Below are 12101 nucleotides of genomic sequence, written 5' to 3'. Positions count from 1 at the left end.
AAAGCCCTAGCCCTTGCTGTTAGTGCGCTGGGAGCTATTTAAACAATAGCTACCTATCGTGTCCTCAAGCAGCCAGCTTGGCCTTGACTTGCTCCACGATGCTGCCGAAGGCAGCCTTGTCGTGCACCGCGAGGTCGGCCAGCATCTTGCGGTCGATCTCGATGGCAGCCTTCTTCAGGCCGTTGGTGAACTGGCTGTAGGTCAGGCCCAGTTCACGGGCAGCGGCATTGATACGGGTGATCCACAGACGGCGGAACACGCGTTTCTTGTTGCGACGATCACGGTAGGCGTACTGGCCCGCCTTCATCACCGCCTGCTTGGCGACGCGGAAGACGTTGCCACGACGGCCACGGAAACCCTTGGCGAGGGCGAGAACCTTTTTGTGACGGGCGCGTGCCGTTACACCACGTTTGACGCGAGGCATGTGTTTTCTCCTTGTTCGTCAGTGAATTACAGGCCGGCCATGGGCAACATCTTGGCGATGGAGCCCATATCGCCTTCATGCACGTTGACAATGCCACGCAGGTGGCGCTTGTTCTTCGTGGTCTTCTTGGTCAGGATGTGACGCTTGAAGGCTTGACCGCGCTTGACGGTACCACCCGGACGAACGCGAAAACGCTTCTTCGCGCTGCTCTTGGTCTTCATTTTGGGCATGTGAATGCTCCTGTTGCTTGTGCTCGTGAGGCGTTTGCACACCGCTGTGCAAGCTTGTTGGCCCCGAGCCACTTTTTAAACGGCAGGCTTTTCAGTCCGCCGTGCGGCAGTGCCTTCGCACCACCTATCGGCCGGCACCGCCTTGCGGCATGTGCCGGTCAAATTCTTGTTGCCTATGCAGCGCTTGCGCCCGCTGCGCCTTCGGCCGCCGGCTTGGCCCCAGGCTTCTTGCGCGCCGGCGCGATCATCATGATCATCTGGCGGCCTTCCAGCTTGGGAAACTGCTCGACCAGGATGGTGTCAGCCAGATCGTCGCGCAGCCGGTTGAGCAGCGCCAGACCCAGTTCCTGGTGCGTGATCTCGCGGCCGCGAAAACGCAGCGTGATCTTGCACTTGTCACCATCGGCCAGAAAGCGGCGGATGTTGCGCAGCTTGATGTTGTAGTCGCCATCGTCCGTACCGGGACGGAACTTGACTTCCTTGATGTCGATAACCGTCTGCTTGGCCTTGGCCTCGGCCGCCTTCTTCTGTTCCTGGTACTTGAACTTGCCGTAGTCCATCAGACGACAGACGGGCGGGTTCGCCGTGGCGGCAATTTCCACCAAGTCCACATCCAGGTCACCGGCCATGCGCAGGGCTTCCTGCAGGCTGACGATGCCAATGGGCTCGTTTTCAGGACCAGACAGGCGCACTTCGGGCGCCGAGATTTCTCGGTTCAGACGGTGCTTGCGCTCTTCGCGCTGGCGACGGTCACGGAATTCAGTAGCGATGGCTCTCACCTTCAATCAAAAAAAGCTACGAAAAGCGTAGCTGCTCACGCACCCATGCGCTTCAAAGCGATGCTTGACTCTCAACAATCAGGCTTTGGAGGCGATGTCCCGTGCGATCAGTTCGACAAAGGCGTCGAGGGACATCACACCCAGGTCTTTATTGCCCCGGGCGCGCACTGCGACGGCTCCAGCGGCCCTTTCCTTATCGCCCGCGACCAGGATGTAAGGCAGCTTTTGCAGCGCATGCTCGCGTATTTTATACGTAATCTTCTCGTTACGCAGGTCGGTCACCACCCTAAGGTCTTGATGCGGCAGTGCTTTTTGCAGCTTTGCGGCAATTTCGCGACAGTAATCACCCTGCGCGTCGGTGATGTTCAGCACCGCCACCTGCACCGGCGCCAGCCACACGGGCAGCGCGCCCGCGTGCTGCTCGATCAGGATGCCGAGGAAACGTTCGAGGCTGCCGACGATGGCTCGGTGCAGCATCACCGGGCGGTGGCGGCCACCGTCCTCGCCCACGTATTCGGCGTCCAGGCGCTCTGGCATGGAGAAATCCACCTGGATGGTGCCGCACTGCCAGTGGCGTCCGATCGCGTCCTTGAGCGTGTACTCGATCTTAGGGCCGTAGAAGGCCCCTTCGCCGGGCGAGATTTCAAACGCGCAGCCCGAGGCCTCCAGGCTATGGATCAGGGCCGCCTCGGCCTTGTCCCAGCTTTCGTCGGAGCCTATGCGCGCCTCGGGGCGCGTGGCGACCTTGTAGATGATGTCGGTGTAACCAAAGTCTTGGTAGACCTTTTGCAGCAACTGCGTAAAGGCCAGCACCTCGGGCTGAATCTGCTCTTCGGTGCAGAAAATATGGCCGTCGTCCTGCGTGAAGCCACGCACGCGCATGATGCCGTGCAGGCCTCCGGTGGGCTCGTTGCGATGGCATTGGCCGAACTCGCCGTAGCGCAGCGGCAGGTCGCGGTAGCTCTTGATGCCCTGCTTGAAGATCAGCAGATGGCCGGGGCAATTCATCGGCTTGAGCGCATAGTCGCGCTTTTCGCTCTCGGTTATGAACATGTTCTCGCGGTACTTGTCCCAGTGGCCGGTCTTCTCCCAGAGGGTCTTATCCAGGATCTGCGGGCCCTTGACCTCCTGGTAGCCGTTGTCGCGATAGACGCGGCGCATGTACTGCTCAACCTCCTGCCACAGCGTCCAGCCCTTGGGGTGCCAGAACACCGTGCCGGGCGAATGCTCGTCGATGTGAAACAGGTCCAGCTCGCGCCCGAGCTTGCGGTGGTCGCGCTTTTCGGCCTCTTCGAGCATGCGCAGATACTGCTGCAGCTCGTCCTTGCTCGTCCAGGCCGTGCCATAGACGCGCTGCAGCATCTCATTGCGGTGATCGCCGCGCCAGTAAGCGCCGGCCACCTTCATCAGCTTGAAATGCTTGAGCTTGCCGGTCGACGGCACATGCGGGCCGCGGCACAGGTCCTCGAAGGCACCCTCGCGGTACAGGCTCACATCCTCGTTCGTCGGGATGCTGGCGATGATCTCGGCCTTGTAGTGCTCGCCCAGGCCCTTGAAGTAGTCAACAGCCTCGTCGCGCGGCAGCACGCGGCGCACCACGGGCTCGTCCTTCGCGGCCAGCTCTGCCATGCGCTTTTCGATGGCCGCCAGGTCTTCGGGCGTGAATGGGCGCTTGTAGGAAAAGTCGTAATAGAAGCCGTTCTCTATCACCGGGCCGATGGTCACCTGGGCGTCGGGAAACAGTTCCTTGACGGCGTAGGCCAGCAGGTGGGCGGTGGAATGGCGGATCACCTCCAGCCCTTCTGCGTCCTTGGCGGTGATGATGGACAGCGGGCTGCTTTCGGCGATCTGGTAGCTGGTATCGACCACCCTGTCACCAATCTTGCCGGCGAGCGCCGTCTTGGCCAGGCCGGTGCCGATCGAGGCGGCCACCTCGGCCACCGTCACCGGGCCGGGGAATTCGCGTTGCGAGCCATCGGGAAGCGTAATTTGAAGCATGTGTGCAAATCCTTGTTCAGCTGTAAGAGTCATGGCGCGCTTCCGGTCCCAAAAGCAAAAAGCGCGGAACACAGTCCGCGCTTGAAGAAAGGGTGAGAGAAATCTCGAGCAGGCGCGAACGGCCAGCCTTAGCGGCTGGTGGGGGTCTCCGTCGTAGTTCGCGGTGTCATAACCGACATTGCCTTTCTCGCCCTTGTTGCATTGGTGAATGCGCGCATTTTAGCCTGCGCGGCAACAAGCTCTCGGTTATGGCGCACGCGCCGCCTCCACCAGGCGCTGCGTATAGGGGTGGCGCGGCGCATCCAGCACCTGCTGCACGTGGCCGGATTCGACCACCTCGCCGTCCTTCATGACAATGACCTCGTGCGCCATGGCGCGCACCACGGCCACGTCGTGGGTGATAAGCAGATAGGACAGCGCACGCTCCTTCTGCAGGCGCTGCAGCAGGGACAGCACCTGCTGCTGGATGGTCACGTCGAGGGCACTGGTAGGCTCGTCCAGCACCAACAGCTGCGGCTCCAGGATCAGCGCGCGCGCGATCGCCAGGCGCTGGCGCTGGCCACCCGAGAATTCATGCGGGTAGCGCGCCAGCAGGCCGGGGAACTGCGATTCGGTCAGGCCCACCTCGGCCAGCATGGCGGCCACGCGCGCACGGCGCTCGGGCGCGGGCAGCCGGGGCTCATGCACGTGCAGGCCCTCGCCCACTATTTCTTCGACGGTCATGCGCGGCGACAGCGATGAGAACGGGTCCTGGAACACCACCTGCACCTGCTGGCGCAGCAACTGGTTGTGCGCGCTGTTGTGCTGCGCGGGCTGCTGCCAATGCTGGCCAGCCACCTGCAGCTCGCCACGCGCGGGCAGCAGGCCCAGCAGGGCTTGGGCCAGGGTGGATTTGCCCGAGCCTGATTCGCCCACCACGCCCAGCGTGCGCGCGCGCTGGATGCACAAGTCCACGCCCTTCACGGCCACGAACTCGCCCTTGGCAAACCAGCCGCGAAAGCCCGGCAGCGGTACGGGGTAGGCCACGCTTACGGCACCGGCCTGGGCGGCGGGCGTGGCGCCCTCGGCCGGCGCGGCCTCGACCACGTCGCGCCGCGGCGTGCTGCCGATCAGGCGGCGCGTGTAGTCATGCCGGGGCGCGCCGAAGACCTGGGCCACGCTGCCCTGCTCCACCAGCACGCCCTGCTCCATCACGGCCACGCGGTCGGCAAAGCGGCGCACCAGCAGCAGGTCGTGCGTGATGAGCAGCACGGCCATGCCGGTCTGGCGCTGCAGGTCGGAAAGCAGTTCAAGGATCTGGCCGCGCAGCGTCACATCGAGCGCCGTGGTCGGCTCGTCGGCCAGCAGCAGTTTGGGGCGGCTGGCCAGGGCCATGGCGATCATGGCGCGCTGGCGCTGCCCGCCCGAGAGCTGGTGCGGGAAGCTGGCGGCGCGGCGCGCGGGTTCGGGGATGCCCGTACTCGCTAGCAACTCGATAGCTGATTGCGCGCTCTGTGACTTGGTTAGAGCCTGTTTCAGCATCAAAATCTCGGCCACCTGCTCGCCCACGGGCATCAGAGGATTGAGCGCCGTCATGGGCTCCTGGAACACCATGGCGATGTCGCCGCCGCGCACGCCGCGCAGCTCGCGCTCGGGCAGCTGCAACAGGTCGCGCCCCTGCATCAGCGCGCGGCCTTCGAGCCGCGCATCGCCGGCCAGGCGCAGCAGCGCCAGCGCCGTCACGGTCTTGCCCGAGCCCGACTCGCCCACCAGGGCCAGCTTTTCGCCGGGCGCGATGTCGAAGCTCACGCCATGCACCACCTCCTTGGCGCCAAAGCGCACGCGCAGGTCCTGCACCTGCAAGAGCGGCGGTGTCTGGGGATTCATGGGCGGGGTGGCACGCATGTCAATGCTCCGCCTTGCGCGGGTCGAGCGCATCGCGCAGCGCGTCGCCCATGAAGGTCAGCAGCAGCAGCGTGCTGACCAGCACCGCGAAGGTGAAGATGGAGATCCACCAGGCGTCGATATTGTTCTTGCCCTGGCTGAGCAGCTCGCCCAGGCTGGGCGTGCCCGGCGGCACGCCCAGGCCCAGGAAGTCGAGCGAGGTCAGCGCCAGGATCGCTGCACCCATGCGAAATGGCAGAAAGGTGACCACCGGCGTCATGCTGTTGGGCAGGATGTGGCGCCAGATGATCTGGCCGCTCTTCACGCCCAGGGCGCGCGCGGCCTTCACGTAGTCGAGCTGGCGGTTGCGCAGGAACTCGGCGCGCACATAGTCCGACAGCCCCATCCAGCCAAACAGCGACAGCAGTACCAGGAGCAGCACGATGCTGGGCGCGAACACGGCGCTGAAGATGATGAGCAGGTACAGCTCGGGCATGGAGCCCCAGATCTCTATGAAGCGCTGGAAGGCCAGATCCGTCCTGCCGCCGAAGAAGCCCTGGATGGCCCCCGCCGCCACGCCCAGCGCCACGCCCACCACCGTGAGCGCCAGGCCGAACAGCACGCTGACGCGAAAGCCGTAGATCAGCTGCGCCAGCAGGTCGCGCCCGCGGTCGTCCGTGCCCAGCCAGTTGTCGCGCGAGGGGCCCGAGGGGTTGGGCGCCTTGGCGAAGTAGTTCAGCGTCTGCGGCCCGTAGGGGTTGAGCGTGTACAGCGCCCAGTTGCCACCCTGTGTGATGCGCTGGCGCACGTAAGGGTCGAGATAGTCGGCGGGCGTCTGGAAGTCGCCGCCGAAGGTGGTCTCGGGATAGTCCTTGAGCATGGGGAAGTAGGTCTGCCCCTCGTAGCGCACGACGAGCGGCCGGTCGTTGCTGACCAGCTCGGCCGCGAGGCTGATTACGACCAGGGTGCAGAACAGCACCAGGCTCCAGAAGCCCAGGCGGTTGGCACGGAAGCGCCGCCAGGCGCGGCGGCCGGGGGACAGGGACGCGGGAGCGGTGACGGGGATGGAAACGGACATGTGCATGGTCAATCGAACTTCACGCGCGGATCCACCCACACGTAGCACAGGTCGGAGATCAGCTTGGTCACCAGCCCGATCAGCGTGAACAGGTACAGCGTGCCCAGCACCACGGGGTAGTCACGCCGGATCACGCTCTCGTAGGAAAGCAGGCCCAGGCCGTCGAGCGAGAACAGTGTCTCGATGAGCAGCGAACCGGCGAAGAACGCGCCTATGAAGGCCGAGGGAAAGCCGGTGATGATGGGGATCAGCGCGTTGCGAAACACATGCCGGTACAGCACCTGGCGCTCGCTCAGCCCCTTGGCGCGCGCGGTGAGCACGTATTGCTTGCGGATCTCCTCCAGGAAGGCGTTCTTGGTCAGCATGGCCGTCACGGCGAAGCTGCCGGCCACCATGGCGGTGATGGGCAGGGTGATGTGCCAGAGGTAGTCCGTGACCTTGCCCATGAGGGATAGCTCGTCCCAGTTGGCCGAGGTCAACCCGCGCAGCGGAAACCACTGCAGCTGCCCGCCAAACACCACCAGCAGCGCCACGCCCAGCACGAAGCCCGGGATCGCGTAGCCCACGAGGATGATCAGCGTGGTCACCAGGTCAAAGCGCGAGCCCGCGCGCACCGCCTTGGCCACGCCCAGCGGCACGGCCACCAGGTAGCTGATGAAAAAGGTCCACAGCCCCAGGCTGATGGACACGGGCAGCTTTTCCTTGACGAGTTGCCACACGTCCTTGTTCTGGAAGAAGCTGCGCCCCAGATCAAAGCGCGCGAACTGGCCCAGCATCTGGATGAATCGTTCGTGTGCGGGCTTGTCGAAGCCGTAAAGCTGCTTGATCTGCTCCAGGCGCTTGGGGTCCACCCCCTGCGCACCGCGGTAGGCCATGCCGCCGCCCTCGCCGCCGCCGCCCGCACCGGTGGCGCCGGCCTTGGCCTCGGCCAGGTACTGCTCCACCGGGCCGCCGGGCACGAACTGGATGACCACGAAGGTCAGCAGCAGCACGCCCAGCAGGGTGGGCAGCATGAGCAGGATGCGCTTCAGGATGTAGGCGAACATGGCGCTTGAATTATGGGTTTAGATCCAGCGCCGCACGCTGCGCAGGTACTGCAGGTAGGGCTCGCCAAAGCGCTGCGCCAGCGCCCGCTCCTCGGGCAGGATCTGAAAGCGCGTGATGTAGGCCACGAACACCGCCAGCGCCAGCAGCGACAGCGGGTTGCCCAGGTAGCCGCACCAGGCCAGCAGCTGCAGCGCCACCCCCAGGTACATGGGGTTGCGCGTGTAGCGGTAGGGCCCGGTCTGCACCACGGTGCGCGCGCGCTCCGGGGTCAGCGGGTTGGGCGTGGTGCGGTGGCGGCGAAAGACCCACAGCCCCCACAGCTCGAACGCCAAACCCGCCGATGCCAGCACCAGGGCCACAGCCAGGGCCAGCCGCCCCGGCAGCTGTAGCGCGAACGTCGGTGCCATGTGTGCCAGCCACCATGCCAGACCGGCGCAGGCCAGGCCGACGACCGGCGGCGGGATCTTGTGCTCTAGATTGAACATTTTGGTGAAAAATGGTTGAAATCCTTGCCAATAAAGCGTTGCCCGCTATGGATTTTTTGACCACCAGGTATCGATGACCCACATCTCGCCCGGCGAGTACGGCGGCACCACCTGCGGGCGCGCCAGGCGCCAGGCGTCGTAGACCATGCGGTGAGTGGGCGCGGACCATTGGGGTATCAGGTAATGCTCGTGGGCAATGATGCGATCCAGCGCGTGGCAGGCGGGCAGCATCTGCTCCAGCGTCTTGGCCGACACCATGGCGCGGATCACGGCGTCCACGGCCGGGTTCTTCACACCGGGGAAGTTGCCCGAGTCTTCCTGGTCCGCCGCCTGGCTGCCGAACAGATCGGCGAATTCCTGGCCCGGGTTGTTCGTGCCCTGGTAGGCGATGGTGGTGATGTCGAAGTCGAACTTCTGCAGCCGCTGCTGATAGAGCGCAAAGTCCACCGAGCGGAACTTGAGCGTGATGCCCAGCTTTTGCAGGTTGCGCTGCCAGGACGAGAGCGTGCGCACGCCGCCCTCGTTGCTGTCCATGTACTCCAGCACGAAGGGCTCGCCCTGGGCGTTGCGCAGCGCGCCATCACGCACCTCCCAGCCCGCGTCCCTCAAAAGCACCAGGGCGCGGCGCAGGTGCTCGCGCAGCGCCATCGCGTCCTGGGTGACGGGCGGCTGGAACATCGGGCCGAACACCTCGGGCGGCAACTGCTTGCGCCAGGGGGCGAGCAGGTCCAGCTCGGCGGGCGTGGGGCTGCCCTGCGTCTCGCACAGGGTGTTGCCGAAGATGCCTTGCACGCGCTGGTAGGCGCCGTAGAACAGCTGGCGGCTCATCCATTCGAAGTCGAAGGCCAGGCCCAGGGCCTCGCGCACGCGCCGGTCAGCGAGCAGCGGGCGGCGCGTGTTCAGCACATAGCTCTGGAAACCCGTGGGCAGCTTGTGCGGGAACTCGGCCTTGACCAGCTCGCCGGTGTCAAATTTCTTGCCGTTCACGCGCCGCGCCCAGTCGCCGGCGCTGAAAAACCGCATCAGGTCGAACTCTCCGGCCTTCAGCGCTTCCAGCCGCGCCGTGTTGTCCTTGTAGATCTTGATCAGCACGCGGTCGAAGTTGGCCGTGCCACGGCGCACGGGCAGGTCGCGCGCCCAGTAGTTCGGGTCGCGCACATAGGTGATGTCCTTGCCGAAGTTCACCGGGCCGATGCGGTACGGCCCGCTGCCTATCGGCATGTCCATCACCACCTGGTCGAAGGGCTTGGGGCGGCCGTCCTCGCCCAGGCCCCAGTCGCGGCTGAACACCGGCAGGCCGCCCACGGTCAGCGGCAGCTCGCGGTTGGGCTTGTGGAAGCGGTAGCGCACCGTGCGCTCGTCCAGCACGTCCACGCCGGCCACCTCGATGAGCATGGTCTTGTAGGCGGGCGAGGTGTACTGCCCCACCAGCGTGTCGTAGCTGTGCTTTACATCCTGCGCCGTGACCGGCTTGCCGTTGTGAAAGCGCGCCTCGGGCCGCAGGCGAAAGGTGGCCGACAGGCCGTCGGCCGCCACCGCCACGTCCTCGGCCAGCAGGCCGTAGCCGGTGGCGGTCTCGGCCATCGAGCCGGACAGCAGCGTGTCGAACATCAGCGCCGATAGGTAGGCCGGCGCGTTGCCGCGGATGGTGAAGGGGTTGTACTTGTCGAAGGTGGAGGCGCGCAGGTTGCTCACCAGGCGCAGCTCGCCGCCCTTGGGCGCGGCCGGGTTCACATAGGGCAGGTGCGCAAAGCCGGCCGGCAGCGCCGGCTCGCCCCACATGGCATAGGCATGCGCGGCCCAGATGGCAGGGGCCCACAGGCCCAGGAGTGGGAGCAAACAAAGGCGCCAGAACTGCATGCGACAATTCTGCCCCACGCGCAGCCCGCGCATTCCCTCATTCCTCTGGAGAACAACAATGGGTTTCCTCGCCGGCAAAAAGCTGCTCATCACGGGCGTGCTGTCCAACCGCTCCATCGCCTACGGCATTGCCCGCGCCTGCCACCAGCAGGGCGCCGAGCTGGCCTTCAGCTACGTGGGCGAGCGCTTCAAGGAGCGCATCACCGAATTTGCCGCCGAGTTCGATTCCAAGCTGGTGTTCGACTGCGACGTGGCCGATGACGCGCAGATCGACAAGCTGTTCGCCGACCTGGGCGCCGCCTGGGGCAAGTTCGACGGCTTCGTGCACAGCATCGGCTTCGCCCCGCGCGAGGCCATCGCCGGCAACTTCCTCGAAGGCCTGTCGCGCGAAGCCTTCAAGGTTGCGCACGATATCAGCGCCTACAGCTTCCCGGCCATGGCCAAGGCCGCCCTGCCCTACCTGAACGACAAGTCCTCGCTGCTGACGCTGTCGTACCTGGGCGCGCTGCGCTCCATCCCCAACTACAACACCATGGGCCTGGCCAAGGCCAGCCTTGAGGCCAGCGTGCGCTACCTGGCCGAGGCCGTGGGCCGCACCGCGGACGGCCGGGCCATCCGCGCCAACGGCATCAGCGCCGGCCCCATCAAGACCCTGGCCGCCAGCGGCATCAAGGACTTCGGCAAGCTGCTCGGCCGCGTGGCCGACGCCGCCCCGCTGCGCCGCAACGTGACCATCGAGGACGTGGGCAATGTGGCTGCCTTTTTGCTGAGCGACCTGGCCAGCGGCGTGACGGCCGAGATCACCTACGTGGACGGGGGCTTCAGCCAGACGGCGGGGTTGAGCGCGGATCAGGTGTAAGCCCCTCGCGCCGACACACAAGCCCTGCGGCCGGTACGGCCTGCAGGGCTTTTTTTGCGCCCAACAAGGCACAAAAAAACCCCGCTAGCGGCAATGCAGGCGGGGTTTTTGCCGTGAGCGGGCCAGCAGCCTGATCAGGCCTGAGCGCCCTCCAGGCGGCGCAGGTGGGCGTAGATCTGATCCTTGAGCAACAGTTTCTCTTTCTTCAGCTTCTCAATCTCATGGACCGTGGCCGACACGATGCGGGCCTCCATGTTCTTGATCAGCTGATCCAGCTCGTTGTGTTTGTCAAACAGCCGAGTGAAGTAGCTGTCCTGGCCTTTGATCTTGGTAATCAGGTCACGATACTCGGGAAACATCGGTGCTCCTTGGGGGGTGAATGACGCCTTCAGTTTAAGGGTTCCCCCTGTCCTCGCCAAGGCAGTTGCATGCCCCATGACCCAGGGCAAGCAGCGCGCCATGCATGCCGGGCTTGGCGCCGCACAGCACCTGCCGCTCTCACGCTTGAAAGAGACTATGCATCCCGATCGCGCAGCCTCCCTTAAGAATCCTCATGCTCCATGGAGTGTTTTTGGCTTGAAACGCCTATATTCACTGTGCTGGAAGCTATTGTTTTTAATAGTTCTTGGCTGGTCGGCGGCACATGCCACGCCGCCCTCCCCCACGCTTGCGCAGCGCTATCACCCCGGAGTCGACGTTACCGCCTACTGGGTCAGCGAAAAGTACGACGGCGTGCGTGCCATCTGGACGGGCGGCGAGTTGCTGAGCCGCCAGGGCCTGCCGATACGCGCACCCGCCTGGTTCACCGCCGGCTGGCCCGCCGAGCCGCTGGATGGCGAGCTCTGGGCCGGGCGCGGCCGGTTCGCCGCCGCGCAGGCGGCCGTGGCGGGGGCCACGCCCGACGATGCGCAGTGGCGCCAGTTGCGCTACATGGTGTTCGATCTGCCGGGCGCGCCCGGCGGCTTTGGCGCGCGCCTGCCCGCCCTGCAGCGCACGGTAGCCGCGCTGGACCAGCCCTGGGTGCAGGCCGCGCCGCAGTGGCGCGTGAGCAGCCATGGCGCGCTGATGGCGCAGCTGCGCGCGCACGACAAGGCCGGCGCCGAGGGCCTGATGTTGCGCAGCGATGACGCGCCCTACCGCGGCGGGCGCAGCGAGGACCTGCTCAAGCTCAAGTCCTTCGACGACGCGGAAGGCCGGGTCGTCGGCCATGTGCCGGGCCGGGGCAAGTACGCGGGCCAGACCGGCGCGTTGCTGGTGGAACTGCCTGACGGCCGGCGCCTGCGCCTGGGCAGCGGCCTGCCCGATGCGCTGCGCCGCCAGCCGCCGCCCGTGGGGACGGTGGTGACTTACCGCTTCAACGGCACGCATGCCGGCGGCCTGCCGCGCTTTGCACGCTTTTGGCGCGTGCGGGCCGACGCGCCGCCAGCCGCACCCGAAATACCGCAAAAATAGCACGCAGCGCCCGCCAAACAAGCGCC

At 65.5% G+C, this 12101-nt stretch carries 12 protein-coding genes; 2 read left to right on the top strand and 10 right to left on the bottom strand.

Annotated features, from left to right (window positions below; genetic code table 11):
• Positions 1–64: 64 nt before the first annotated feature.
• The 9 genes from rplT to P7644_RS09950 all read right to left on the bottom strand — a co-directional run bounded on the left by rplT (position 65) and on the right by P7644_RS09950 (position 9764).
• Positions 65–424 carry a 50S ribosomal protein L20 gene (gene rplT / locus P7644_RS09990; RefSeq protein ID WP_404298717.1) on the bottom strand — a complete coding sequence of 120 codons (360 nt, stop codon included), beginning with the start codon at positions 422–424 and terminating at the stop codon, positions 65–67.
• 26 nt (positions 425–450) lie between these two features.
• Positions 451–654 carry a 50S ribosomal protein L35 gene (gene rpmI, locus P7644_RS09985; RefSeq protein WP_312305291.1) on the bottom strand — a complete coding sequence of 68 codons (204 nt, stop codon included), beginning with the start codon at positions 652–654 and terminating at the stop codon, positions 451–453.
• Between the two features lie 173 nt (positions 655–827).
• Positions 828–1433, bottom strand: coding sequence for a translation initiation factor IF-3 (infC, locus tag P7644_RS09980; protein ID WP_404298715.1), 606 nt, complete (start codon positions 1431–1433; stop codon positions 828–830).
• Positions 1434–1511: 78 nt separating this feature from the next.
• Positions 1512–3431, bottom strand: a complete 1920-nt coding sequence (gene thrS, locus P7644_RS09975) for a threonine--tRNA ligase (protein ID WP_404298713.1) — start codon at positions 3429–3431, stop codon at positions 1512–1514.
• A gap of 246 nt (positions 3432–3677) precedes the next feature.
• Complete coding sequence (locus P7644_RS09970; protein WP_404298711.1) at positions 3678–5315, bottom strand: ABC transporter ATP-binding protein; 1638 nt, start codon at positions 5313–5315, stop codon at positions 3678–3680.
• A 1-nt stretch (position 5316) separates the two neighbouring features.
• Positions 5317–6372: an ABC transporter permease gene (locus P7644_RS09965; protein WP_404298709.1), complete on the bottom strand. Its 1056-nt coding sequence runs from the start codon at positions 6370–6372 to the stop codon at positions 5317–5319.
• Between the two features lie 8 nt (positions 6373–6380).
• A complete protein-coding gene (locus P7644_RS09960) occupies positions 6381–7418 on the bottom strand; it encodes a microcin C ABC transporter permease YejB (RefSeq protein WP_404298707.1) in 1038 nt (345 codons plus the stop codon).
• An 18-nt stretch (positions 7419–7436) separates the two neighbouring features.
• Positions 7437–7904, bottom strand: a complete 468-nt coding sequence (locus P7644_RS09955; RefSeq protein WP_404298705.1) for a methyltransferase family protein — start codon at positions 7902–7904, stop codon at positions 7437–7439.
• A 45-nt stretch (positions 7905–7949) separates the two neighbouring features.
• A complete protein-coding gene (locus P7644_RS09950; RefSeq protein ID WP_404298703.1) occupies positions 7950–9764 on the bottom strand; it encodes an extracellular solute-binding protein in 1815 nt (604 codons plus the stop codon).
• 58 nt (positions 9765–9822) lie between these two features.
• Between P7644_RS09950 and fabI the strand changes: the two genes are divergently transcribed.
• Positions 9823–10623: an enoyl-ACP reductase FabI gene (gene fabI / locus P7644_RS09945; protein WP_404298701.1), complete on the top strand. Its 801-nt coding sequence runs from the start codon at positions 9823–9825 to the stop codon at positions 10621–10623.
• Positions 10624–10757: 134 nt separating this feature from the next.
• Here fabI and P7644_RS09940 read toward each other — a convergent pair whose 3' ends face one another.
• Positions 10758–10982, bottom strand: coding sequence for a YdcH family protein (locus tag P7644_RS09940; RefSeq protein ID WP_404298699.1), 225 nt, complete (start codon positions 10980–10982; stop codon positions 10758–10760).
• Positions 10983–11139: 157 nt separating this feature from the next.
• On the opposite strand from P7644_RS09940, the gene P7644_RS09935 reads away from it, so the two are divergent.
• Entirely contained in the window at positions 11140–12075 is a 936-nt protein-coding gene (locus P7644_RS09935; RefSeq protein ID WP_404303172.1) for a DNA ligase, read from the top strand.
• Positions 12076–12101: the final 26 nt, after the last annotated feature.

Source organism: Alicycliphilus denitrificans, from assembly GCF_044792555.1.
GTDB classification, from domain to species: domain Bacteria; phylum Pseudomonadota; class Gammaproteobacteria; order Burkholderiales; family Burkholderiaceae_C; genus Alicycliphilus; species Alicycliphilus denitrificans_A.
This window is presented reverse-complemented; position numbering and strand designations above follow the sequence as displayed.

Excerpts from the sequence above, each read along its gene's own strand:
- rplT (WP_404298717.1), bottom strand. The coding sequence starts at position 424 with ATGCCTCGCGTCAAACGTGGTGTAACGGCACGCGCCCGTCACAAAAAG.
- P7644_RS09940 (WP_404298699.1), bottom strand. The coding sequence starts at position 10,982 with ATGTTTCCCGAGTATCGTGACCTGATTACCAAGATCAAAGGCCAGGAC.
- rpmI (WP_312305291.1), bottom strand. The coding sequence starts at position 654 with ATGCCCAAAATGAAGACCAAGAGCAGCGCGAAGAAGCGTTTTCGCGTT.
- P7644_RS09965 (WP_404298709.1), bottom strand. The coding sequence starts at position 6,372 with ATGTCCGTTTCCATCCCCGTCACCGCTCCCGCGTCCCTGTCCCCCGGC.
- P7644_RS09935 (WP_404303172.1), top strand. The coding sequence starts at position 11,140 with ATGCATCCCGATCGCGCAGCCTCCCTTAAGAATCCTCATGCTCCATGG.
- thrS (WP_404298713.1), bottom strand. The coding sequence starts at position 3,431 with ATGCTTCAAATTACGCTTCCCGATGGCTCGCAACGCGAATTCCCCGGC.
- P7644_RS09955 (WP_404298705.1), bottom strand. The coding sequence starts at position 7,904 with ATGTTCAATCTAGAGCACAAGATCCCGCCGCCGGTCGTCGGCCTGGCC.
- P7644_RS09970 (WP_404298711.1), bottom strand. The coding sequence starts at position 5,315 with ATGCGTGCCACCCCGCCCATGAATCCCCAGACACCGCCGCTCTTGCAG.
- P7644_RS09960 (WP_404298707.1), bottom strand. The coding sequence starts at position 7,418 with ATGTTCGCCTACATCCTGAAGCGCATCCTGCTCATGCTGCCCACCCTG.
- fabI (WP_404298701.1), top strand. The coding sequence starts at position 9,823 with ATGGGTTTCCTCGCCGGCAAAAAGCTGCTCATCACGGGCGTGCTGTCC.
- P7644_RS09950 (WP_404298703.1), bottom strand. The coding sequence starts at position 9,764 with ATGCAGTTCTGGCGCCTTTGTTTGCTCCCACTCCTGGGCCTGTGGGCC.